Raw genomic sequence first — 22,066 nt, 5'->3', positions numbered from 1 at the left:
ATCGTCAAGGGAGAGCTGTTTGTAAGTCCGCCCCATGGCAACACCTCCAGATGGAAGTGTTGCACTTCGTTTGTGAACTCAGGGGACCCATTACCCCAGGGATAAGCTTGGCGAAAACTGGAAGTTAGTACGTTCGCCGGTATCGATACCGCGTGCTCTCGCTAGATCACCCGGTATGGGTCCTGGCTTTCGCCAGGACGACGATTAGAGACAGGGGCGCTCGGCCTTCGCCGGGACGACCTTGGGGCCTACCCCTGCGTCCGCAGCTTCTCCGCCGCCTTCGGTGCGAAATAACTCAGCACACCGTCGGCGCCGGCGCGCTTGAAGGCGAGCAGGCTCTCCATCATGGCGCGGTCGCCGTCGAGCCAGCCGTTGTTGGCGGCGGCCGCGATCATCGCGTATTCGCCGGACACCTGATAGGCGAAGGTCGGCATCGCGAACGTGTCCTTCACGCGACGGACGACGTCGAGATAGGGCATGCCGGGCTTGACCATCACCATGTCGGCGCCCTCGGCGATGTCGAGCTCGACCTCGCGGAGCGCCTCGTCGGTGTTGGCGCTGTCCATCTGGTAAGTGCGCTTGTCACCGGTGAGCGTCTTGGCCGAGCCGATGGCGTCGCGGAACGGGCCGTAAAAGGCGGAGGCGTATTTTGCGGCATAGGCCATGATCTGCACGTCGAGCAGGCCGGTGCGATCCAGGCCCTCGCGGATCGCGGCAACGCGGCCGTCCATCATGTCGGAGGGCGCGATGATGTCGCAGCCGGCTTCGGCCTGCACCAGGGCCTGACGCACGAGCACAGCGACCGTCTCGTCGTTCAGGATCTTGCCGTCGGAGATCAGGCCGTCATGGCCGTGGCTGGTGAAGGGATCGAGCGCGACGTCGCAGAGAATGCCGATCTCCGGGAATTCCTTCTTGATCGCGCGCACCGCCTGGCAGACCAGATTGTTCGGGTTGGTGGCTTCCGAGCCCTCCTCGTCGCGCAGGGACGGATCGGTGTAGGGAAACAACGCGAGGCACGGGATGGTGAGCTTCATCGCCCGCTCGGCGTCGCGCACGGCCTGGTCGACACTGAGACGCTCGACACCCGGCATCGAGGCGATCTGCTCGCGCTTGTTGTTGCCGTCGATCAGAAACAGCGGCCAGATCAGATCGTCCGTCGTGAGCACGTTCTCGCGGACCATGCGCCGGGCCCATTCGGCCTTGCGGTTGCGGCGCGGGCGGACGGTCAGATCGAGGGCAGGGGAGGCCCCAGTGCCATCCCGGCGCGAGACCTCGCGCAACTCGATCGGACGTCCGTATTTGATCGCCATTACTTTTCCTCCGGCTGGAATTATTCTTATACCAGCTCGCATGGTTCCCGTCACCGCGGGTTGACCTGTCGCAAAAGATGGCAGCCGATTGATTTTGCGGGGCAAAGCAGCCAGAAGGGGGCATGTCCGAGATCTCCACCCGCGATGCGGCCCGCGACAGCACCAGGGATGCCGTCCGAGACAATGCCAGAGACAGCGCCATGTCGGTGGCGGCGATCTCGTCGGAGCGGGCTGAATCCGACGACAATGTCTGGACGCGCCGGCTCGTGCTGTTCCTGCGGGTGATGGCGCTGCTCTCGATCCTCAAGGGCCTCTATCATTGGGCGCAGGTGACGGGCTTCGTGGGCGGCGAGGACGAGGCCTTCGAGAACCAGTCGATGGCCTGGCAGGCCTCGACCATTTACTTCGCCGTGATCGAACTCGTTGCCGCGGTCGGGCTGTGGCTGGCGACGCCTTGGGGCGCCGTGGTGTGGCTGACGACCGTGGTGTCGATGGCGGTGATCGAGCTGATGTTCCCGGGCATCTACGGCGGCAGCCTGGTCGTGGTCGGCGTCGAAGCCTTCATGCTGGCGGCCTATCTCGCGCTCGCCTGGATGGCCGCACGCGAACGACCGCCATAGCAAACTCTCTTGCCCCGACTCTGCGCTCGGCTTCGCTGTGCTGGTCCGGGACACGAGATTGTCGCGCTTGGTTGACGGTTGGTTGCGTAAAATTCGACGTAAGTTTTCGCTAACCAGCGTGTTCCGCCACAGCTCTTACGCGGCCGTTTCGAAACGGGGCGGGGCTGTTCTGGAATGCGACAATCGGGGCGGACGGAGGGTGAACAGGACCTTGCGAGAGTCAACAGACTGTTGCGAAAAGTGCTTGTGGGACAGGCTTAATCCGCAATTCACTGTCTTAAATTCATGATCTCTTTATTCTCTTATTTAAGCCGATCTTCAAACGAGCCCCTTAAGTTGCACCTATCAGACGGGACACAAGTTTCGTCGAATGAGTGTCGATAAAAACGACAACAGGGGAAGTGTCATGATGAAAGCCGTCGCAACTGCGGCAGATACCGCAGAGCGCGTCTCCGGCCAGCAGGGTTCGGTGCAGACGCTCTATCTGGAAGCTTTGACTCTGGTGGAGCGGCTGCATCGCCGGCTGCTCGACGTCATCAAGGACGAGTTCGATCGCCGCGGCCGTGCGGACATCAACTCGGTGCAGGCGCTGCTGCTCTACAACATCGGCGACAAGGAGCTGACCGCGGGCGAACTGCGCACGCGCGGTTATTACCTCGGCTCCAACGTTTCCTACAATCTGAAGAAGCTCGTCGAACTCGGCTTCCTCGACCATCAGCGCTCGCGCGTCGATCGCCGCTCGGTGCGCATCCGCCTGACGCCGCAGGGCCAGGAAATCCGCCGCATCGTCGACTCGCTCTACCAGAAGCACGTCAAGACGGTCGAACAGGTCGGCGGCATCTCGGGCGAGGAGTTCTCGACCCTGAACAAATCGCTGCACCGCCTCGAGCGGTTCTGGACCGACCAAATCCTGTATCGTCTCTGAGTTCTTTTCGACGGGACAAGGCCAAGCCGGCCCGCAACAAGACCGGCAAGCCTCCCGAACGTGCCTGAGCTTCCCCGAGCGCGCCGGCCCGGCTGTGTGTCCGGACCGGTGCGTTTTTCCATTTCGCGGTTGCGAAAAAATCCCCGACACCAGGGAACGAGTTCCCGGTTCGATGCTTATCTCCTCCGGATCGGAGGTTGACGATGCTGGTCGAGCGTGGCGTGGGGGTGATGAACGTGGAACTCGTGAGCGAGGCCTACGCCATCGCCGCGAACTATCTTCGCCGCTCCGGCGCGATCCGGGACACCCTCGTCACCGACGAGCGCCTGCTCGAGATCGTCATCAAGTTGCTCCAGCACGGCGAATTCAACAAGATCAGGCTGGCCAACAAGGCCATTGTCAGGTTCGAGGCGCAGTCCGAGGCCAAAGCGGTTGCCTGATCTCAAGTCCCAAACGCGGCAAGAACCAGAGGGTGCCATGGAAGCTGCCATCGACCGGATCATGCATACCTACGATTTGCTCGCCAACCGCACGTCCGCGGCGAGCGCGGAGGCGCGGGAAAAGGTCACGAACTACATCACCACCTTGATGGAAGCCGGCGAGAAGGACACCCACAGGTTGACGGTTTGCGGCCTGACCTATCTGCGGCAGCTCGACGGTAGCGTGGATCCCGTGAAGGCGGGGTATACCGGGCTGTAGAGGCCGGCCGCTCGCACCCGCGCGGCCTTTCGAGTCCAAAGCGGACCTTTCCTGGACATGGACGCCGGATACCACCCCGTCGTCCCAATCCTCCAATCCCACCATATCTTGCATAAATCACAGGTCCGACCCGCAAACCCTTGGCCTGTTGCGGGCGATGTGGTAGATCGCGCTCGCCGCTTCCGATCGCCACACCAGACCCGCCCGTAGCCCGCCAAAAGGCTGCGGCGGTGGAGATATTCGCAAGATGACCTTCGCCAAAACCGCCTCCGCGCCCGATTCGTTTTTCACCGCCTCGCTCGAGCAGGCTGACCCGGAAATCGCAGCCGCCATCAAGGGCGAGCTCGGCCGCCAGCGCCACGAGGTCGAGCTAATCGCCTCCGAGAACATCGTCAGCCGTGCCGTGCTGGAAGCGCAGGGTTCGGTGATGACCAACAAATACGCGGAAGGCTATCCGGGCGCGCGCTACTACGGCGGTTGTGAGTGGGTCGACGTCGCCGAGAACCTCGCGATCGATCGTGCCAAGAAGCTGTTCGGCGCCAACTTCGCCAACGTGCAGCCGAACTCCGGCAGCCAGATGAACCAGGCGGTGTTTCTGGCGCTGCTTCAGCCCGGCGACACCTTCATGGGCCTCGATCTCGCGGCCGGCGGCCATCTCACCCACGGCTCCCCGGTCAACATGAGCGGCAAGTGGTTCAAGGCCGCGCACTACACCGTGCGCCGCGAGGACCAGATCATCGACATGGACTCGGTCGCCAAGCAGGCCGAGGAGGTCAAGCCGAAGCTGATCGTGGCCGGCGGCTCGGCTTATTCGCGCGCCTGGGACTTCAAGCGCTTCCGCGAGATCGCGGACAGCGTCGGCGCGTATCTCCTGGTCGACATGGCGCACTTCGCCGGTCTCGTCGCCGGCGGCGTGCATGCCTCGCCCGTGCCTCACGCGCACATCACCACCACCACGACCCACAAGTCGCTGCGCGGTCCGCGTGGCGGCCTGATGCTGTGGAATGATGAGGCGCTGACCAAGAAATTCAACTCGGCGATCTTCCCGGGCCTGCAGGGCGGCCCCCTGATGCATGTCATCGCGGCCAAGGCGGTCGCCTTCGCCGAGGCGCTGCGGCCGGACTTCAAGGTCTATGCCAAGAACGTCGTCGAGAACGCCAAGGCTCTGGCGGAGGCGATGAAGGGCCACGGGTTCGACATTGTCTCGGGCGGCACCGATAATCATCTGATGCTGGTTGACCTCCGGCCGAAGGGCCTGAAGGGCAACGCCTCGGAGAAGGCGCTGGTTCGCGCCGCCATCACTTGCAACAAGAACGGCATTCCGTTCGATCCCGAGTCACCGTTCGTCACCTCCGGTATTCGTCTGGGCACGCCGGCTGCGACCACGCGCGGCTTTGGTGTCGCTGAATTCCAGCAGGTCGGCGGCATGATCGCCGAAGTCCTCAACGCGATCGCGCAGTCCGACGACGGCAAGGCGCCGCTGGTGGAAGCCGCGATCAAGGAACGGGTCAAGGTGCTCACCGACCGTTTCCCGATCTATCAGTAAGGCTCAAGAAAACCGGTCAAGGTCAACGGATGCGCTGCCCGAACTGCAACAGTCTCGATACGCAGGTGAAGGACTCGCGTCCGACCGAGGACTCTTCCGTGATACGCAGGCGGCGCGTGTGCGTCGCCTGCAATTTCCGCTTCACCACCTTCGAGCGCGTGCAGCTGCGCGAGCTCACGGTGATCAAGCGCAACGGCCGCCGCGTGCCGTTCGACCGCGACAAGCTGATGCGCTCGGTGTCGATCAGCTTGCGCAAGCGGCAGGTCGAGCCGGAACGGGTGGAGAAGATGGTCTCCACCATCGTGCGCGAGCTCGAGACCGGGGGCGAGGCTGAAATCTCCTCGGAGGTGATCGGCGAGACCGTGATGGAGCATCTGCGCACGCTCGACGACGTCGCCTATGTCCGCTTCGCCTCGGTCTACCGCAATTTCCGCGAGGCCAAGGATTTCGCCGACGTGCTCGGCGAGCTCTCCGGCGAGGAGGAAGCGCGGCTCGCCGCGATCCGCAAATGATCTTCCGCATCCTGGAGGATCAATTCGCGCAGAAGGCGCGCGAGTCCAGGGATGCCGACCGGCGCTTCATGGAGCTTGCGCTGGCGCTCGGCCGGCGCGGGCAGGGAAGTACCTGGCCCAATCCCGCCGTCGGCGCCGTCATCGTCAAGGACGGCGTGATCGTCGGCCGCGGTTGGACCCAACCTGGCGGACGGCCGCATGGCGAGCCTGAAGCGCTGCGGCGCGCAGGCGAGGCCGCGCGAGGCGCCACGCTCTACGTCACGCTGGAGCCGTGCTCGCATTTCGGCAAGTCGCCACCGTGCGCGGACGCCGTGATCGCCGCCGGCATCAAACGCGTGGTGGCCGCGATCGAGGATCCCAATCCGGAAGTCGCCGGTCAGGGCCACGCACGCCTGCGCGCCGCCGGCATCATGGTGGATGTGGGTCTGTGCGCGCGCGAAGCCGCCTTCGATCACGCCGGGCATTTCCGTCGCATCAGGGATCGCCGCCCGCATGTGATCCTGAAGCTCGCGGTCTCGCCCGACGGCAAGATCGGCGCGGCCGGCGGCAAGCCGGTCGCGATCACCGGCGAGGCGGCGCGCAACCGGGTGCATCTCCTCCGCGCGCAAAGCGACGCCATCCTAGTCGGCATCGGCACCGTGCTGGCGGACGATCCGCAGCTCGACTGCCGCCTGCCGGGCATGGCGGTGCGCTCGCCGGTGCGGGTGGTGCTCGACCAGAATCTGCGTATTCCCGGCGCAAGCAGGCTCGTGGGCTCCGCGCGCGAGATTCCGCTATGGGTGGTGGGTTCTGAACTCGCGGAGGCCGCGGCCGCCACGCGGCTCGGTGCGGCCGGTGCGCAGGTGATCCGCGTGCCGCCCGGCAATGCCTCGGGACTCGATCTTGCGGCCGTGCTGCATGCATTGGCCGGCAAGGGCATCACGCGGCTGATGGTCGAGGGCGGCAGCCGCGTCGCGGCGTCCTTCGCCGCCGCGGACCTCGTTGACGAGATCTGGCTGTTCCACGGCGCGGAAGCGGTGGGCGCCGACGGGGTGGATGCGCTCGCTGCATTGCCCCTGTCGAAAATCACGCAGTCGCAGGCCTACAAGGTTCATGCTAGCGAGACCTTCGATCAGGATACTCTCACCATCTACGAGCGCGCGTGATGTTCACCGGCATTGTCACCGATATCGGCGAGATCGTCGGCTTCACGCCGACGGCGCAGGGCCAGTTGCACCGGCTGCGCATCGCCTGCCGCTACGAGCAGACCACCATTGCGGACGGCGCCTCGATCGCCTGCAACGGCGTCTGCCTGACGGTGGTTGCTTCCGGCGTCGAAGGCGGCAAGGACTCTGCTCAAAGGACCTGGTTCGACGTCGATGCCGCGGCCGAGACGTTGGCGCTGACGACCGCAAAGCATTGGAGGGTCGGCACCAGGCTCAATCTCGAGCGTGCGCTCAAGATCGGCGACGAGCTTGGCGGGCATATCGTCGCCGGCCATGCCGATGGCATCGCGACCCTCGTCAGCCGCGAGGACCTGCCCGACATGGCGCGGTTCGAGCTCTCCACGACGCGGGAGCTGGCGCGGTTCATCGCGACCAAGGGCTCGATCACGCTCGACGGCGTCTCGCTGACGGTTAATACGGTGAAGGACGTGACCTTTTCGGTGCTGATCATCCCGCACACCCTGACGGTCACGACGATCGGCGGCTGGAAGGCGGGAGATGAGGTCAATATCGAGGTCGATCTGATGGCCCGCTACGCGGCGCGGCTGACGGAAATGAAGTGACGGCGTCTTTAAACTTGGCTTACCCGCTGGTGGCGACTACATAGCGCCAACCCCTGTGGAACGGATTTGACGATGGCAGACGCGCGGCGCGCACCCCTGAAGGACCAGACCGACGTTTCCGGCGCACGCGCGCTGATCGTCGAGGCGCGGTTCTATGACGATCTCCAGGACGCGATGCTCGAAGGCGCGGTGGCCGAGCTGAAGGCGGCCGGTCTGACCCACGACGTCATCACGGTTCCCGGTGCACTGGAGATTCCTGCGGCGATCGCCATCGCGGTTGACGCCGCGGCGACCAATGGCAAGCCCTATGATGCCGCGATCGCGCTCGGCTGCGTGATCCGTGGCGACACCATCCATTTCGAGATCGTCTCGCAGGAATCCTCGCGCGCGCTGATGGACCTGGCGGTGGCGCGAAAGCTGCCGCTCGGCAACGGCATCCTCACCGTCAACACCGAGGCGCAGGCCTGGGCGCGGGCGCGCGCCAGCGAGCTGAACAAGGGCGGCGATGCCGCGCGGGCCGCGATTGCGATGCTGCGCATAAAGCGCCGGCTGGCGCGGGCTTGATCATGGCCGATAACAACAAGAAGCCGCCGGCCGGCACGGAGAAGAAGGCGAACCGGCGCGGTGCGGCGCGGCTCGCAGCCGTACAGGCGCTGTACCAGATGGATATCGGCGGTGCCGGCATCAACGACATTTTTGCGGAGTTCGAGAGCCACTGGCTCGGCAACGAGGTCGAGGGCGACACATATCTCCCGGCGGAAGCGGCGTTCTTCCGCGACGTCGTCTCCGGCGTCGTGCGCGACCAGAAGAAACTCGATCCGCTGATCGACGAGGCGCTGTCGAAGGGCTGGCCATTGAAGCGCATCGAAGCGATCCTGCGCGCGGTGCTGCGGGCAGGGGCCTACGAATTGGAACACCGCAAGGACGTGCCGGGCCGCGTCGTCGTGTCCGAATATGTCGACGTCGCCAATGCCTTCGTCGACCGCGAGGAGACCGGCATGGTCAACGCGGTGCTCGACCAGATCGGCCGCCAGTTTCGCGGTGACGAGTTCGGGCGGGGGTGAATTGAGGCGCAGGGCGGTGAATTGATGCGATGTGGCTGCCCCATATTCCGCCGTCATCACCCGCGAAGGCGGGTGATCCAGTACGCCGCGGCCTATCGATGTCACACGATCGTCTCTGGAATACTGGATCGCCCGGTCAAGCCCGGCGATGACAGCGAAGTGTGTGGCTGACGCTGATGACAAACCCGCACAATCCCTCCGCCGAAGACTCCCTCATCGCGCGCTATTTCAAGCCGCTGGCGACTGATCCCGGCGCCTTGGGGCTGGTGGACGATGCCGCCATCCTGCAGGCGCTCGGCAGCGACATCGTCGTCACCACCGACGCGGTGGTCGAGGGCGTGCATTATCTTGCCACCGATCCGCCCGATACCATCGCGCGCAAGGCGCTGCGGGTGAACCTGTCCGATCTCGCCGCCAAGGGGGCCGTGCCGGCCGGCTTCGTGCTGACATTGGCGCTGCGCAGCAAGGAAGACGCTTGGCTCAGGCCGTTCGCGGACGCGCTCGGCGAGGATGCGAAAACCTTCGTCTGTCCGCTGCTCGGCGGCGACACGGTGTCGACGCCGGGGCCGCAAATGATCTCGATTACCGCCTTTGGCCGCGTGCCGCAGGGGCGGATGGTCGGCCGCACCGGCGCCCAACCGGGCGACCGTATCCTGGTGACGGGGACGATCGGCGACGCCGCGCTTGGCCTTGACGTGCTCAAGGGCGGCGCGGTCGCGAATGCGCTGGCCTCCGATCCGCACGCGCGCGAGACGCTGATCTCGCGCTATCGCGTGCCGCAGCCGCGCAATGCTCTCGCGCAGTCCGTGCGTGACCATGCGACGGCTGCGATGGATGTCTCCGACGGCCTTGCTGGAGATCTGACCAAGCTCTGTGCGGCATCAGGCGTCTCGGCCACGATCGACGTGACGAGCGTGCCGCTCTCGGCCGCTGCCGCCGGCCTGATCGCAGGCAAGGTCGTTTCCGTCGAGACGCTGCTGGCCGGAGGGGACGATTACGAGGTGCTGTGCACCGCTCCGCCAGCGCAAGCCAACGCGCTGATTGCCTTGGGGCGTGCGGCAGGCCTTGCCGTCACGGCCATCGGCACGATCGTCGCGGGCCATGAGCGGCCGCGCTTCCTGGACGGGCAGGGCCAGGAGCTGGTCTTGAAGCGGCTCTCCTACAGCCACTTCTAGGAATTGCTCCAAACCGGCGTCCCGGCTGCCAAGACAGGCTAAATACCTGCCGAGATCGGCTTTTCGGCCTTATCTGGCGTTGCACCCTCAATTTGATTTTGGCAAGGTCGTGACCGACTAAGGCCGCGCCTTCGGGCAAGGAGCGGCCTTCTTCAAAATCAAGGCGCCGCACCGCACGACGGAAAACAAAAGGCGCCGGGGGTACGTTCATCAAGGATCTGAGGCAAAAAATCACATGACAGCATTATGGTTGATTGTGCTCTGCGGAGTGCTTTCCGTCGTCTACGCGATCTGGGCGACGTCTTCGGTGTTGAGCGCGGATGCGGGGTCTCCGCGCATGCAGGAAATCGCGGCAGCGGTGCGCGAAGGCGCCCAGGCCTACCTGCGGCGTCAATACACCACGATCGGGATGGTCGGCATCGTCATCTTCGTGCTGCTTGCCTATTTCCTGGGACTCTACGTCGCGATCGGTTTTGCCATCGGCGCGATCCTGTCGGGGGCGGCCGGCTTCATCGGCATGAACGTCTCGGTCCGCGCCAATGTGCGCACCGCCCAGGCGGCGACCACGTCGCTCGCAGGTGGTCTCGAGCTCGCCTTCAAGGCGGGCGCCATCACCGGCATGCTGGTGGCGGGTCTCGCGCTGCTTGGCGTGACCCTCTATTTCGGCTTCCTGGTCCATTCGCTGAAGCTTGCGCCTGACAGCCGCGTCGTCATCGACGCCATGGTGGCGCTCGGCTTCGGCGCCTCGCTGATCTCGATCTTCGCTCGTCTCGGCGGCGGCATCTTCACCAAGGGTGCGGACGTCGGCGGCGACCTCGTCGGCAAGGTCGAGGCCGGCATCCCCGAGGACGATCCGCGCAACCCGGCCACCATCGCCGACAACGTGGGCGACAATGTCGGCGACTGCGCCGGCATGGCCGCCGACCTGTTCGAAACCTATGCGGTGACCGCGGTCGCCACCATGGTCCTGGCGGCGATCTTCTTCGCCAAGACGCCGATCCTCGCCGACATGATGACGTTGCCGCTCGCCATCGGCGGCATCTGCATCATCACCTCGATTATCGGCACCTTCTTCGTGAAGCTCGGGCCGAGCCAGTCGATCATGGGCGCGCTTTACAAGGGTCTGATCGCAACCGGCGTCCTCTCGCTGGTCGGCATCGCCGGTGTGATCCATTACTTGATCGGCTTCGGCAAGCTCGCCGGCGTCGACTATACCGGCATGGCGCTGTTCGAGTGCGGCGTGGTCGGCCTTGCCGTCACCGCGCTGATCATCTGGATCACCGAATACTACACCGGCACCGACTATCGTCCGGTGAAGTCGATCGCCCAGGCCTCGGTGACCGGCCACGGCACCAACGTGATCCAGGGCCTCGCCATCTCGATGGAAGCGACCGCGCTGCCCGCGATCGTCATCATCGCCGGCATCCTGGTCACCCACAGCCTCGCCGGCCTGTTCGGCATCGCGATCGCGACCGCCACGATGCTGGCGCTCGCCGGCATGGTCGTCGCGCTCGACGCGTTCGGTCCGGTGACCGACAACGCCGGCGGTATTGCCGAGATGGCGGGCCTGCCGAAGGAGGTTCGCAAGTCGACCGACGCGCTCGATGCAGTCGGCAACACCACCAAGGCGGTGACCAAGGGCTACGCGATCGGCTCCGCCGGTCTCGGCGCCCTGGTGCTGTTCGCGGCCTACAACGAGGATCTCAAGTTCTTCATTGCGGACTCCGCGCACCACGCCTACTTCGCCGGCGTCAAACCGGACTTCTCGCTCAACAATCCCTACGTCGTGGTAGGCCTGTTGTTCGGCGGTCTCTTGCCGTATCTGTTCGGCGCGATGGGCATGACCGCCGTGGGCCGCGCGGCGAGCGCGATCGTCGAGGAGGTCCGCCGACAATTCCGCGAGAAGCCGGGCATTATGCAAGGCACCGACAAGCCGGATTACGGCAAGGCGGTCGACCTTCTGACCAAAGCGGCGATCAAGGAAATGATCATCCCCTCGCTGCTTCCGGTGCTGTCACCGATCTTCGTCTACTTCGTGATCTATGCGATCGCGGGGGGCGGGGCGGCCGGCAAGTCGGCGGCGTTCTCGGCGGTGGGCGCGATGCTGCTCGGCGTGATCGTGACGGGCCTGTTCGTCGCGATCTCGATGACCTCGGGCGGGGGCGCCTGGGACAACGCCAAGAAGTACATCGAAGACGGTCATTTCGGCGGCAAGGGCAGTGACGCCCACAAGGCGGCCGTGACCGGCGACACCGTCGGCGATCCCTACAAGGACACGGCCGGCCCGGCGGTGAACCCGATGATCAAGATCACCAACATCGTGGCGTTGCTGCTGCTGGCAGTCCTCGCGCACTGAGGTAGACGTTGCTGAACGAAGACCCCGCGGCGCAGGCCTGCGGGGTCTTTCTTTGCGTGTGTGCTGCCGGAGGCCGGCGCATCATCTGAACATGAAACCCGCCCGGCGGGACGCGGAACGCAACAATGCGGTCATCAGAGCGATCCATCGATGCCGAGGGCGTAAGCCGCCCGAAAATGTGCACCCTACGCGTGCGCACATTTAGGGTTGCTTAACCGGCCGAGTTCTAGAAATACGAGAGACTGTCAGCGGCATCTTAGGGAGCTCCGCAGCACGCGTGTGGTGCTCCGCGCGCGGCGCGCTCTCGACATGCTCAGGGGTTCGCTGCCCGCCGCGAGAGGGAGGTTCCGTTGCCTGCACGGCCTGTGAACGAGATTGAGCGGGCATTGATGGCGCATCCGGGCGTGGCGGATGCTTTCCTCAGCGCCGAGCCTGGCCACGGCGGTCAGTCCGAGGTCGCTTTCGTCGCAATTGACCCCGATCATCTGAGCGCCGGCAAGGCGAAGCATCTCCAGGCCGAGTCGGATCGCAGAGTTGCGCAATGGCGTCGCGCTTTCGATCAAGCATATCGCCATGACGCCGACGGTGTTGTGCCGTCATTCGTCGGTTGGACCAGCAACTTCACCAACAGGCCCATTCCCGAACCCGATATGGTCGATTGGCTCGATCATACGATCCTGCAAATTCGTGCTCTTGGCGCAAGGCGGTTGTTGGAGATCGGGTGCGGCGTCGGCTTGCTCGTCGAAAAGCTCGCGCCCGGCTGTGACGTATATTGCGGGACCGACCTCTCGCCGGTGGCCGTTCAGCGGCTGCGTGCGTTCGCGCAGTCGAAGCCCGAGCTTCGGCATGTCGAGTTTCTAGAGCGGGAAGCCGCCGATTTGAGCGGCTTGCCGCTGAATTCGTTCGATGCAGTGGTGCTAAATTCGGTCGTGCAATACTTTCCCGGCATCGAATACCTGCACTTAGTCTTGGAGCAAGCCGCAGGCCTGGTGGCTCCTGGGGGGCACATCTTCGTCGGCGACGTTCGTAACCTCGAGCTCCTGCCGGTCTTCCATCGCGAAGTTCAATCCGCGAAAGTTTCGGGAGCCACGGATGCCGCGCTCGCGCGAAAGATCTTCCTGTCGATCGCCCAGGAGCGCGAGTTGGTGATCGACCCCCGCTACTTTCAGGGTATTTCCGGATCCATCCGGCGGATATCGGGTGCGGAAATCCTGCTCAAGCGCGGATCAAGCTACGAACTGACCCGCTATCGCTACGACGTGGTGCTGCGTGTCGATCGCGAAGCTGCTTCAGCTGACAGCGAGAACAGCAGCCTCGTGCCGGACATGAAGCAAGGGGAAAGTGAGGGCAGGCCGCTGGCGACCGATCCGATGGCCGCCGCGTTCCTTCAGCATCTCGGCATGGAGCTCGGGGACGTGTTGCAGGCCCAGTTTCCGGACGCGAAATTGCCCGCGGCCGTGATCGCGCTCAACCAGCGAGATTTTGCCGAGATCGTGCAGGCCTCGTCGAACGCGCCGGGCAATCCCGGCGACAATGAATTGATCGAGGCGTCGGTATGACCGCCCATAATCTGGCGCTGCGTTTCGAAGAGACCGTTGCGTCCTCGCCGGACGCCGTCGCCCTGTTGTGCGAAGGCGACAGCTTTGCCTTTTCGGAGCTCAACCGATTGGCAAACCGGTTGGCGCGCTGGTTGACATCGCGTGGCGTCAACAAGGGCGCCGTCGTGTGCCTTGAATTGCCGAAAATCGCCGAGGCCTATGCGCTCGCGATCGCCTGCATCAAGATCGGAGCACCCTATGCCTTCCTCGATCCTGCGGCCCCCGAGGAACGTGCCCGGCTGATGCTGGAGCGATGCCGGCCCGCGCTGATCGTCAGCGTGCGCGAGGGAGCTGGGCCGCGGACATTGATCGGCGATGCAATTGCCCGGGCTGCCTTGCATCATGCCCTGTCGCAGCTTGAAGACGACAATCTGCCGCTGACATCCCTGATCACCGGGGCCGATCCGGCCTATGTCATGTTCACCTCGGGATCGACGGGCGAACCGAAGGGCGTGGTCATCCCCCATCAAGGGGTGCTTCACCTGATCGCCTGGGCGAAGAGCGATCTTGGAATTGGACCCGGTGACCGGCTGACGAATGTCAACCCGATCTATTTCGACAATTCGGTCTTCGACATCTATGCCGGCTTCCTGAACGGAGCGGCGGTTGTCGCGCTGGACGCGCAGAAGGGGCGGCCCCCCGCAGAGCTGGTGTCGGAGATCACCAAGCATCAGTGCACGTTCTTCTTCGCCGTGCCGACCCTCTTCATGTTCCTGGACTCCATGCACCTTCTGAGCCCGGATTGGCTGCCGAGCGTCAGCCGATTCATGTTCGGCGGTGAGGGGTTTCCGCTGGCCCGGCTTCGTCGGTTCCACGACGCGTTTGCCGGCAAGGCGAAGCTGATCAATTGCTACGGCCCGACCGAGACGAGCTGCATTTGCAGCGGTTTCGAGATCGTCGAATCCGTTTTTGAGTCCAAGGACGGGTTGGCCCCGCTGGGGCGACTCAATCCCAATTTCAGCTACCGGATCCTGGACGAAGAGATGAAGCCGGCGCTTGCGGGCACTGCCGGCGAGTTGTGGCTGGGAGGCCCTGGGGTAGGGCTCGGCTACATCAACAACCCGGAAGAGACCGCCCGCCGTTTCTGTCAGGACCCTCTGATCGACGGCTATCGGTCGATCCTCTATCGGAGCGGCGACCTCGTGGAGGCCGACCTTGAAACCGGCGTCCTGCGTTTCCGCGGTCGCGCGGATAATCAGGTCAAGCTTCGGGGGTATCGGGTCGAGCTGGAGGAGATCGACCACGCGCTGATGGCGTGCAGGGGAATAACCCGTGCGCTCGCCGTGGTGCAGCACGACGCCAGTGGCGCCAGTCGGCTGCTGGCCGCGTATTCGGGTGCAAGAATGGCGGAAAGCGATCTGCGCCAGCACTGCACTGCGCACCTTCCCGCCTACATGGTGCCGGGCCGGTTCATCTGGATGGAAGACATTCCCGTCAATGCCAATGGCAAGGCGGACCGGCGCTCGGTAGCGTCACTGCTCGGCGAAGCTGTTGCAAGGGCCTCGTAGATGCAACAGCTCGTAGTGATCGCGCGCGTTGTCCGATGAGTGTTGAAAGCCAGCCCTACGGCTACGCGCCATCGGGTCCTCTTGCGAAGCCGTCGTGGCGGTTGATCCCCAAGATCGATCGGGACCCGAGGCTCGTGGCGGGGGTCCAGGACATCGGTGGCCGCGTGCTGCTCTGCTGCGCGGTCGGACTGCTCGCGGTTTTGTTTCGGCAGATAGGTATCGATTTTTCAGCGGCGGGACTCGCGCTGGTGTGCGCCTATGCCGGCCGGTACCGGCGCGTCCTGATCTTGCTCGCAACCTTGTTGCTGCTCTATCGCAGCGGCTTCCTGATCGACCGCGGTTTTCTCGAACGGCTGACGATCGACGAAGGCGTCGGCGACCGGATCCATCAGCCGCTGCTGGAAGCGGTCATGCTGGTCGTCGTGTTTGCGCTGTTCGCGGGCCTGCTGATCATGCAGGGGCCAGGGACGGTGGTCTTCCGCCGCCCGACGCTCAGCCTGTTGCTGGCGTTCCTGGCACTCGTCGCGCTGACGCAGGCCACGATGATGGCCGGCCTGCCGCGTGTTCTGCTGTGGTCGTTTCTGATGACGTTCCAGCCCTATTTGTGGTTTCTTGCCTATGGTTTGGCCGATGCGGGCAGGAAGCGATCTCCGGTGTGGCGGCACCTGAGCGTTTTCCACCCCTTCTGGGGATCGTCGCTGACGCCGTTCGGGAAGGGGCTGTCTTATCTCGACCGCTTCGAGGCCAAGACACCCGAGGAGCTTGCAGTGACGCAGCTCAAGGGCGTCAAGCTTGCGGTCTGGATCCTTGTGCTCGCCATCGTCAGAGTCTGTCTCGTCGAGATCGTCCACGGACGTTTGCAGCTTCCAATGTTCGACGACAACCTGCTGCAATATCTCGCGCGCCATCCCTGGCCGCGTTTCGTCGGATGGGCGAGCCTCGTCAGCTTCTTCGTCGAGGACTTGCTGAGCATGACCGTGTTCGGCGGCGTCATCATCGCCACGGCGCGACTTGCCGGCTTTCGCCTGCTGCGCAACACCTACCGGCCTCTGGAGTCAACGACGCTGGCGGAATTCTGGAATCGCTACTATTTCTATTACAAAGAACTGCTCGTCGACCATTTCTTCTACCCCACCTTTGTTCGCTGCCTCCGCGGCCATCGCCGGCTTCGCATGTTCTTCGCCACCTTTGCCGCGGCCTGTGTCGGCAACCTGCTGTTTCACTTCATCCGCGATATTCATTTCGTCGGCGAAATGGGCCTTTGGCGGGCGGTGGTCGGTCAGCAATCGCACGCGTTCTACACGTTTGTCCTGGCCATCAGTGTCGGGCTCTCGCAGATGCGCCGCGCCCCGCAACTGGCGCCGCGAGGATGGCTGCGTGGCCGCTTGCTGCCTTGCCTGTGGGTGTCGAGCTTCTTTTGTCTCATTCACGTCTTCGATGCGCCGCTCGACCGCGAGCATTCGCTCGGGCAACGCGCCGAATTCCTGTTCTATCTCCTGGGAGTCTCGACATGACCACGAAAGCCGGCCCTGAAGTCAGATCGCAGATGCGACGCTACATCGTGCAGCGGCTGCTGATGAAGGGCGACAGCGCGCCGCTTGGTGACGATGATCTGCTGTTCACCAGCGGCCGCCTCGATTCGCTCGACGCGGTCGAGCTGATCATGAGCATTGAGACCGACCACGGGATCAACTTCTCCGACATCGGCTTCGATTTGACGCGCCTGGACTCGATTTCGGCGATTGCCGCTTTGGTGGGACAGCCGTCGGCCGAGCTTGCATAGCAACCGAGGGTCGCCACGCACTCAACGCGAAAGCGCGGCCCGGCGCTGCATGTTGGGCCGCGTCCGCGGATGCGAAAGCTACTGCACGTCCATCTGCAGCCCTTCCTTCTGGATGATGCCGGCGAACTTCTTCGTCTCGGCGTCCACGAAGGCGGCAAACTGGTCGGGCGTGCCGTAGTCGGCGCGGGCCCCCATGGCCAGGATGTTCTTCTTGATGTCGTCGCGCTCGAGCATCGCCTTCACTTGAAGGTTGAGCGCTTCGAGAACGGCGGGCTGCACACCCTTCGGCAGGAACACCGAGAACCACGACGAGACGTCGAAAGCCGCAAGCTCCGGCGCGCTCTCGCGCATGGTCGGCAGGTTCGGCGCGAGGTCGCTGCGCTCCGTCGTGGTGACGCAGAGGCCGGTGAGGGTGCCGTTCTGTACCTGCGGCAGGCTCGGATAGAGGTTGTCGAACAGGATCTGGATGTCGCCGGCGAGCGCCGCCTGGAGCGCGGGACCGGCGCCGCGGAACGGGATGTGCGTCATCTTCAGCCCGGTGAGCTGCAGGAACCAGGCGCCGGTGAGGTGAGGGCTCTGGCCGACGCCGGAGGAGGCGTAGCTGAGCTTGTCCGGATTGGCCTTGAGATAGGCGACCAGCTCGGCGATCGACTTGATGCCGGTCTTGGGATGCGCCGAGACGATGTTCGGGATCCGGATCATGTTGGAGACCGGCTGGAGCTGGTCCGGCTTGTAGGTGAGGTTCTTGAAAATGCTGTAGGCGATCGCGTTCGGGCCGGGATTGCCGATCAGGATGGTGTGGCCGTCCGGCTTGGCGCGGACCACCTCGGCCGTGCCGATCGTACCGCCGCCGCCGGACCGGTTTTCCACCACGGCCGATTGGCCCCAGGCGGCCTGCAGATGCGCCGCCAGAAGCCGACCCATCACGTCGGTCGAACCGCCGGCGGCAGCCGGCACGACGAGGCGGACGTTTTCGGTCGGCTTCCAGTCCGCCAGGCTCGATCGCGGCAGGATCGCTGCGGCCGAGATAGCGGCAGCGCCAGTGAGCACGCGACGGCGGGACAGCAATTGATTGGGCACGAATCCACTCCCTGCATCTTATTTTGCAGGAGCGTATGGAAGCGTATGCGCAACGGCAAGCCGCACGAAGCCGCAGGCTGAAGGCTCAGTTAAAGCTGAGCAGCTTGAAGATCGGCGTGAGGTAGCTCATCTCCTGGCCCGAGGTCGGCGTCGTCCGGCTGATGAAATCGAAGATCTTGCCGTCCTGGAGACCGTAATTCGCAAGCCGGCGCACACGCCGGTTCTTGTCGAAATAGACCGCGATGACGCGCTGGTCGACCACCCTCTGGTTCATGAAGGCGACAATGCGCTCGGAGCGCTGGGAGATGTAATAGAACACCTCGCCGTCGAGGGTTGCGACGGTGGAGGGGGTGCCCATCACGATCAGCACCTGGTCCTGGCTCGCACCGATCGGGATCTGCTCCAGTGCGCCGGGCGGCAGGATGTAACCCTTCTGGAACTGCTCGCCGGTGCAGCCCGCAAGCGCGGCGCCAACCAGGGCCGCGGCCGCGAAAAGGCGCAAGCCGCGCCAACGTGCATGAAGGCCGCGCGGCTTGTCTGCACGCAGGCTGGTCTGGTTCGTTATCGTCATAGCGGAACTGATTCCGTCCCCTTGCGTCGCGCGAGGCGCTGAAGTACCGGGCGGAGGCTCTGAATGCAACACGGGCGCGCCCGCTTGCGGAAACCACAATGCTTTGGCCGTTCAATCACTTCAGGAAACCCCGCCTAGCCTCGCCGGGCACCATTGAAGCCATCTATGGCATGATCGTGACGCAGGCGCGAGAACCCATGTTTTACCGCGACTTGGGCGTGCCGGATACCGTTAACGGGCGTTTCGATCTGTTGCTGCTGCACCTCTGGCTGCTGCTGCGCCGCCTGCGCACGGTCCAGAGCGCCACCGAGCTGTCGCAGGCGCTGTTCGACCGTTTCTGCGAGGACATGGACGACAATCTGCGCGAGATGGGGATAGGCGACCAGACCGTGCCGAAGCGGATGCGGGCCTTCGGCGAGGCGTTTTACGGCCGGGTCCAGGCCTACGATCAGGCCATGGAAGGCGGCGGCGAGGCGCTGGCATCCGCGATCTGCAAGAATATCTTGAATGGGGCCGGCATGGACCAGGCGCAGCAGCTCGCAGCCTATGCCAGGGCGGCCGAGGCCAACCTCGCCCAGACCGGCGAGGCCGCACTGCTGGGTGCGTCCTTCAAGTTTCCTCCAGCGCTTCCTGAGGATGTGACGCCATGACCCGACCGATACCAGCATCCGGGCCCGATCCCTGGCGGGTGCCCGTCATCGTTGCACAGATCCCGGATACCGGCCTGCATCGCAAGCTCGAGGCCTCGGCCGCCGAGCGGCAGGCCATGGCTGAGACGGCAGGCTTGCGCGAGGTTATCTCGGTCCAGGCCGATTTCGATGTCGTGCCGAAAAGCGGCAACCGGATCCAGGTCACGGGGCACGTTCGCGCCCGGATCGGCCAGACCTGTGGGGTCACGCTTGACCCGATGGAGAGCGACATCGACGAGGAGGTGGACCTGATATTCGCCCCCGAGGCCGAGGTCCGCCGCCTGGCCGACCTGATGGAGGAGGGGCACGACGATCGGGAGCAGGTCGCCGACCCGCCGGAGGCGATCGTCAATGGCATCATCGACCTTGGGAGGCTTGCCACCGATGCCCTGTTCCTGGCGGTCGATCCCTATCCGCGCAAGCCGGGGGTCGTGTTTGAGCCCGAGGTTATCGCCCCCGATCCGGAGGACCACCCCTTTGCGGTCCTGAAGGCACTTCAGGACGGGAAGAAAGACAAATAGGTGCCACCTTCTCCAGAGGACCGCTTCGGGACGGGGCGAGATGTTTGCGGCGGTGGTTTGAAAAGCTCGATTATCCGTTTGATTTTGATGTACTTCTTGTGAATTAGTCCGTCCGCAGCCCGATGCTCCCGAATGCAAAAGGCTGGGGGCAAGAGGTTGTTTCGGGATAACAAAACGCTATTGTCGCGCCCCGGTCCGGGTGCGGCGTGGCGCTTGACCGACCGCCATGTTCGTGGCGAACCCATTTGCGGCCCCGCTCGTTCAAGACCGCACCAGACCCAGGTTTCCAGGACTTTTATGCCAAGCAAGGTTCGCATCGCGCTTGACGCCATGGGGGGCGACGCCGGCGCCGCGGTGGTCATCCCAGGCGCCGCCATCTCGCTCCAAAGGCATCGCGAGATCGAATTCCTGCTGATCGGGGACCGCGCCAAGGTCGAACCCGAGCTCGACCGCCACCCCGCGCTGAAGGCGGCCTCGAAGATCATCCACACCGATGTCGCGGTCAGCGGCGAGGAAAAGCCGAGCCAGGCGCTGCGGCGCGGCCGCAGGACCTCGTCCATGTGGCTTGCCATCGATGCGGTGAAAAAGGGCGAGGCGGATGTTGCGGTCTCCGCCGGGAATACCGGGGCGCTGATGGCGATGTCGCGCTTCCACCTGCGCACGCTGCCGGGCATCGACCGTCCGGCCATTGCCGGCATGTGGCCGACCAGGCGCGGCGATTCCGTCGTCCTCGACCTCGGCGCCAGCATCGGCGGCGATACGCATCATCTGGTGTCGCTCGCCATCATGGGCGCGGCGATGGCCAGCGTGTTGTTCAACAAAAAGCGTCCCACGGTCGGCCTGCTCAATATCGGGGTCGAGGAGATCAAGGGGCATGAGGAGATTCGCGAGGCCGGCGAAATCCTGCGCGCCAGGAACCTGCCCGAGCTCGACTATCTCGGGTTCGTGGAGGGCGACGGCATCGGCAAGGGGGTGGCGGATGTCATCGTCACCGAGGGCTACAGCGGCAACATCGCGCTGAAGGCCGCGGAGGGAACCGCGCGGCAGATGGCGGAATTGCTCCGGGACGAGATGAAGCGGGGCTGGCTGTCAAAGCTCGGCTATCTCTTTGCGCGCAACGCCTTCCAGGCCCTGCGCAACAAGATGGATCCGAACAAATCCAACGGCGGCGTGTTGCTGGGGTTGAACGGGATCGTGGTCAAGAGCCATGGCGGAATCGCTGCCGAAGGCTTTGCCTATGCGATCGATGTTGGCTATGAGATGGTCAAATTCGATCTCCTCAACAAGATCAATCAGATGCTCAATCGCGAAGGTGGTGCACTCAGTTCCGTGCAGGCCGCGCAGGAGGCTGTTTCGTGACTCAAATTCGTTCGGTCGTGCTGGGCTGCGGCTCTTATTTGCCGGAGCAGGTGGTGACCAACGCCCAATTGGCGGCGCGCATTGACACGTCCGACGAGTGGATCGTGCAACGCACCGGCATTCGCGAGCGGCATATCGCGGCCGAGGGCGAGTTCACCTCGCATCTGGCGCTGAAGGCGGCGCAGGCTGCGCTCGCGGACGCCGGCGTGGACGCGCAGTCGATCGACCTGATCGTGCTCGCGACCTCGACGCCTGACAACACCTTCCCCGCGAGCGCGGTCGCCGTGCAGCACGGGCTCGGCATCAACCATGGCGCGGCCTTCGACCTTCAGGCGGTGTGCTCGGGCTTCGTGTTCGGGCTCGCCACCGCCGATAATTTCCTGCGCACCGGCGCCTTCAAGCGCGCGCTGGTGATCGGCGCGGAAACCTTCTCGCGCATCCTCGACTGGACCGATCGCGGCACCTGCGTGCTGTTCGGCGACGGTGCCGGTGCGGTGGTGCTGGAGGCGCAGGAGCAGCCGGGCAATGCCGCGACCGACCGCGGGATCGTGACCACGCATCTGCGCTCCGACGGCCGTCACAAGGCGAAGCTGTTCGTCGACGGCGGCCCGTCCTCGACCCAGACTGTCGGCCATCTTCGCATGGAGGGCCGCGAGGTCTTCAAGCACGCGGTCGGCATGATCACCGACGTGATCGTCGACGCCTTCAAGGCGACCGGGCTCAATGCCGACAGCATCGACTGGTTCGTGCCGCACCAGGCCAACAAGCGAATCATCGACGCGTCCGCGCACAAGCTCCATATCGCGCCGGAGAAGGTGGTGCTGACGGTGGACCTTCACGGCAACACCTCGGCGGCCTCGATCCCGCTGGCGCTGTCGGTGGCGCGCAAGGACGGCCGCATCAAGCGCGGCGACCTGGTTCTGCTCGAAGCCATGGGCGGCGGCTTCACCTGGGGCTCCGCGCTGGTGCGCTGGTAAGCCAC

General features: G+C 64.4%; 23 protein-coding genes. 20 read left to right on the top strand and 3 right to left on the bottom strand.

Features of this window, described 5'->3' with window-relative positions; all coding sequences use genetic code 11:
• Window positions 1-248 precede the first annotated feature (248 nt).
• The gene (hemB, locus tag IVB42_RS16515; protein ID WP_018456862.1) at window positions 249-1,310 is read right to left on the bottom strand and encodes a porphobilinogen synthase; all 1,062 of its coding nucleotides are present in this window, start codon (window positions 1,308-1,310) and stop codon (window positions 249-251) included.
• Window positions 1,311-1,432: 122 nt separating this feature from the next.
• On the opposite strand from hemB, the gene IVB42_RS16510 reads away from it, so the two are divergent.
• The 16 genes from IVB42_RS16510 (at window position 1,433) to IVB42_RS16435 (ending at window position 16,864) form a co-directional block, all read left to right on the top strand.
• Window positions 1,433-1,930, top strand: a complete 498-nt coding sequence (locus tag IVB42_RS16510) for a DUF6163 family protein (protein WP_007611119.1) — start codon at window positions 1,433-1,435, stop codon at window positions 1,928-1,930.
• Between the two features lie 406 nt (window positions 1,931-2,336).
• The gene (locus tag IVB42_RS16505; protein ID WP_018456861.1) at window positions 2,337-2,855 is read left to right on the top strand and encodes a MarR family winged helix-turn-helix transcriptional regulator; all 519 of its coding nucleotides are present in this window, start codon (window positions 2,337-2,339) and stop codon (window positions 2,853-2,855) included.
• 203 nt (window positions 2,856-3,058) lie between these two features.
• Window positions 3,059-3,295 carry a hypothetical protein gene (locus tag IVB42_RS16500; RefSeq protein WP_026233256.1) on the top strand — a complete coding sequence of 79 codons (237 nt, stop codon included), beginning with the start codon at window positions 3,059-3,061 and terminating at the stop codon, window positions 3,293-3,295.
• Between the two features lie 37 nt (window positions 3,296-3,332).
• Window positions 3,333-3,554 (top strand): hypothetical protein, encoded by a 222-nt coding sequence (locus tag IVB42_RS16495; RefSeq protein ID WP_018456859.1) that lies wholly within the window; start codon window positions 3,333-3,335, stop codon window positions 3,552-3,554.
• Between the two features lie 247 nt (window positions 3,555-3,801).
• Window positions 3,802-5,100, top strand: coding sequence for a serine hydroxymethyltransferase (gene glyA, locus IVB42_RS16490; RefSeq protein WP_247470566.1), 1,299 nt, complete (start codon window positions 3,802-3,804; stop codon window positions 5,098-5,100).
• A 29-nt stretch (window positions 5,101-5,129) separates the two neighbouring features.
• Window positions 5,130-5,612, top strand: coding sequence for a transcriptional regulator NrdR (gene nrdR / locus IVB42_RS16485; protein ID WP_007603426.1), 483 nt, complete (start codon window positions 5,130-5,132; stop codon window positions 5,610-5,612).
• A complete protein-coding gene (gene ribD / locus IVB42_RS16480) occupies window positions 5,609-6,757 on the top strand; it encodes a bifunctional diaminohydroxyphosphoribosylaminopyrimidine deaminase/5-amino-6-(5-phosphoribosylamino)uracil reductase RibD (protein ID WP_018456856.1) in 1,149 nt (382 codons plus the stop codon). The genes nrdR and ribD overlap by 4 nt, the downstream gene beginning before the upstream one ends.
• Window positions 6,757-7,380 carry a riboflavin synthase gene (locus IVB42_RS16475; protein WP_018456855.1) on the top strand — a complete coding sequence of 208 codons (624 nt, stop codon included), beginning with the start codon at window positions 6,757-6,759 and terminating at the stop codon, window positions 7,378-7,380. Before ribD ends, IVB42_RS16475 begins: the two co-directional genes overlap by 1 nt.
• Window positions 7,381-7,452: 72 nt before the next feature.
• Window positions 7,453-7,944, top strand: coding sequence for a 6,7-dimethyl-8-ribityllumazine synthase (gene ribH, locus IVB42_RS16470; RefSeq protein WP_018456854.1), 492 nt, complete (start codon window positions 7,453-7,455; stop codon window positions 7,942-7,944).
• A gap of 2 nt (window positions 7,945-7,946) precedes the next feature.
• Entirely contained in the window at window positions 7,947-8,444 is a 498-nt protein-coding gene (gene nusB, locus IVB42_RS16465) for a transcription antitermination factor NusB (protein WP_007611091.1), read from the top strand.
• Window positions 8,445-8,620: 176 nt separating this feature from the next.
• Window positions 8,621-9,619, top strand: a complete 999-nt coding sequence (gene thiL, locus IVB42_RS16460; RefSeq protein WP_026233255.1) for a thiamine-phosphate kinase — start codon at window positions 8,621-8,623, stop codon at window positions 9,617-9,619.
• Window positions 9,620-9,854: 235 nt separating this feature from the next.
• On the top strand, window positions 9,855-11,975 hold the full coding sequence (locus tag IVB42_RS16455; RefSeq protein WP_026233254.1) for a sodium-translocating pyrophosphatase: 2,121 nt from the start codon (window positions 9,855-9,857) through the stop codon (window positions 11,973-11,975).
• A 650-nt stretch (window positions 11,976-12,625) separates the two neighbouring features.
• Window positions 12,626-13,534, top strand: a complete 909-nt coding sequence (locus IVB42_RS16450; RefSeq protein WP_245288454.1) for a class I SAM-dependent methyltransferase — start codon at window positions 12,626-12,628, stop codon at window positions 13,532-13,534.
• Complete coding sequence (locus IVB42_RS16445; protein ID WP_018456849.1) at window positions 13,531-15,081, top strand: amino acid adenylation domain-containing protein; 1,551 nt, start codon at window positions 13,531-13,533, stop codon at window positions 15,079-15,081. Before IVB42_RS16450 ends, IVB42_RS16445 begins: the two co-directional genes overlap by 4 nt.
• 35 nt (window positions 15,082-15,116) lie before the next feature.
• Window positions 15,117-16,595, top strand: a complete 1,479-nt coding sequence (locus IVB42_RS16440; protein WP_026233253.1) for a hypothetical protein — start codon at window positions 15,117-15,119, stop codon at window positions 16,593-16,595.
• Window positions 16,592-16,864: an acyl carrier protein gene (locus IVB42_RS16435; RefSeq protein WP_007603436.1), complete on the top strand. Its 273-nt coding sequence runs from the start codon at window positions 16,592-16,594 to the stop codon at window positions 16,862-16,864. Before IVB42_RS16440 ends, IVB42_RS16435 begins: the two co-directional genes overlap by 4 nt.
• Window positions 16,865-16,942: 78 nt before the next feature.
• On the opposite strand, the gene IVB42_RS16430 is transcribed toward IVB42_RS16435, so the two are convergent.
• Both IVB42_RS16430 and bamE read right to left on the bottom strand, forming a co-directional pair.
• Entirely contained in the window at window positions 16,943-17,944 is a 1,002-nt protein-coding gene (locus IVB42_RS16430; RefSeq protein WP_026233252.1) for a tripartite tricarboxylate transporter substrate binding protein, read from the bottom strand.
• Window positions 17,945-18,029: 85 nt separating this feature from the next.
• Window positions 18,030-18,515 (bottom strand): outer membrane protein assembly factor BamE, encoded by a 486-nt coding sequence (gene bamE / locus IVB42_RS16425; protein ID WP_018456846.1) that lies wholly within the window; start codon window positions 18,513-18,515, stop codon window positions 18,030-18,032.
• 98 nt (window positions 18,516-18,613) lie between these two features.
• On the opposite strand from bamE, the gene IVB42_RS16420 reads away from it, so the two are divergent.
• From IVB42_RS16420 to IVB42_RS16405, 4 genes are all read left to right on the top strand, one after another.
• Window positions 18,614-19,165: a ubiquinol-cytochrome C chaperone family protein gene (locus tag IVB42_RS16420; protein ID WP_026233251.1), complete on the top strand. Its 552-nt coding sequence runs from the start codon at window positions 18,614-18,616 to the stop codon at window positions 19,163-19,165.
• The gene (locus IVB42_RS16415; protein WP_247397069.1) at window positions 19,162-19,725 is read left to right on the top strand and encodes a DUF177 domain-containing protein; all 564 of its coding nucleotides are present in this window, start codon (window positions 19,162-19,164) and stop codon (window positions 19,723-19,725) included. The genes IVB42_RS16420 and IVB42_RS16415 overlap by 4 nt, the downstream gene beginning before the upstream one ends.
• Window positions 19,726-20,022: 297 nt before the next feature.
• Window positions 20,023-21,084, top strand: a complete 1,062-nt coding sequence (gene plsX, locus IVB42_RS16410) for a phosphate acyltransferase PlsX (protein WP_247397072.1) — start codon at window positions 20,023-20,025, stop codon at window positions 21,082-21,084.
• On the top strand, window positions 21,081-22,061 hold the full coding sequence (locus IVB42_RS16405; protein WP_026233249.1) for a beta-ketoacyl-ACP synthase III: 981 nt from the start codon (window positions 21,081-21,083) through the stop codon (window positions 22,059-22,061). The genes plsX and IVB42_RS16405 overlap by 4 nt, the downstream gene beginning before the upstream one ends.
• Window positions 22,062-22,066 lie beyond the last annotated feature (5 nt).

It is taken from the genome of Bradyrhizobium sp. 45 (assembly GCF_023073155.1).
In the GTDB taxonomy this organism is placed as follows: Bacteria; Pseudomonadota; Alphaproteobacteria; order Rhizobiales; family Xanthobacteraceae; genus Bradyrhizobium; species Bradyrhizobium canariense_D.
This window is presented reverse-complemented; position numbering and strand designations above follow the sequence as displayed.

Excerpts from the sequence above, each read along its gene's own strand:
- IVB42_RS16495 (WP_018456859.1), top strand. The coding sequence starts at position 3,333 with ATGGAAGCTGCCATCGACCGGATCATGCATACCTACGATTTGCTCGCC.
- nusB (WP_007611091.1), top strand. The coding sequence starts at position 7,947 with ATGGCCGATAACAACAAGAAGCCGCCGGCCGGCACGGAGAAGAAGGCG.
- IVB42_RS16510 (WP_007611119.1), top strand. The coding sequence starts at position 1,433 with ATGTCCGAGATCTCCACCCGCGATGCGGCCCGCGACAGCACCAGGGAT.
- IVB42_RS16475 (WP_018456855.1), top strand. The coding sequence starts at position 6,757 with ATGTTCACCGGCATTGTCACCGATATCGGCGAGATCGTCGGCTTCACG.
- IVB42_RS16415 (WP_247397069.1), top strand. The coding sequence starts at position 19,162 with ATGACCCGACCGATACCAGCATCCGGGCCCGATCCCTGGCGGGTGCCC.
- IVB42_RS16435 (WP_007603436.1), top strand. The coding sequence starts at position 16,592 with ATGACCACGAAAGCCGGCCCTGAAGTCAGATCGCAGATGCGACGCTAC.
- bamE (WP_018456846.1), bottom strand. The coding sequence starts at position 18,515 with ATGACGATAACGAACCAGACCAGCCTGCGTGCAGACAAGCCGCGCGGC.
- IVB42_RS16440 (WP_026233253.1), top strand. The coding sequence starts at position 15,117 with ATGAGTGTTGAAAGCCAGCCCTACGGCTACGCGCCATCGGGTCCTCTT.
- glyA (WP_247470566.1), top strand. The coding sequence starts at position 3,802 with ATGACCTTCGCCAAAACCGCCTCCGCGCCCGATTCGTTTTTCACCGCC.
- nrdR (WP_007603426.1), top strand. The coding sequence starts at position 5,130 with ATGCGCTGCCCGAACTGCAACAGTCTCGATACGCAGGTGAAGGACTCG.
- thiL (WP_026233255.1), top strand. The coding sequence starts at position 8,621 with ATGACAAACCCGCACAATCCCTCCGCCGAAGACTCCCTCATCGCGCGC.
- IVB42_RS16500 (WP_026233256.1), top strand. The coding sequence starts at position 3,059 with ATGCTGGTCGAGCGTGGCGTGGGGGTGATGAACGTGGAACTCGTGAGC.
- plsX (WP_247397072.1), top strand. The coding sequence starts at position 20,023 with ATGCCAAGCAAGGTTCGCATCGCGCTTGACGCCATGGGGGGCGACGCC.
- ribH (WP_018456854.1), top strand. The coding sequence starts at position 7,453 with ATGGCAGACGCGCGGCGCGCACCCCTGAAGGACCAGACCGACGTTTCC.
- IVB42_RS16450 (WP_245288454.1), top strand. The coding sequence starts at position 12,626 with ATGGTCGATTGGCTCGATCATACGATCCTGCAAATTCGTGCTCTTGGC.
- IVB42_RS16420 (WP_026233251.1), top strand. The coding sequence starts at position 18,614 with ATGCTTTGGCCGTTCAATCACTTCAGGAAACCCCGCCTAGCCTCGCCG.
- IVB42_RS16505 (WP_018456861.1), top strand. The coding sequence starts at position 2,337 with ATGATGAAAGCCGTCGCAACTGCGGCAGATACCGCAGAGCGCGTCTCC.
- ribD (WP_018456856.1), top strand. The coding sequence starts at position 5,609 with ATGATCTTCCGCATCCTGGAGGATCAATTCGCGCAGAAGGCGCGCGAG.
- IVB42_RS16445 (WP_018456849.1), top strand. The coding sequence starts at position 13,531 with ATGACCGCCCATAATCTGGCGCTGCGTTTCGAAGAGACCGTTGCGTCC.
- hemB (WP_018456862.1), bottom strand. The coding sequence starts at position 1,310 with ATGGCGATCAAATACGGACGTCCGATCGAGTTGCGCGAGGTCTCGCGC.
- IVB42_RS16455 (WP_026233254.1), top strand. The coding sequence starts at position 9,855 with ATGACAGCATTATGGTTGATTGTGCTCTGCGGAGTGCTTTCCGTCGTC.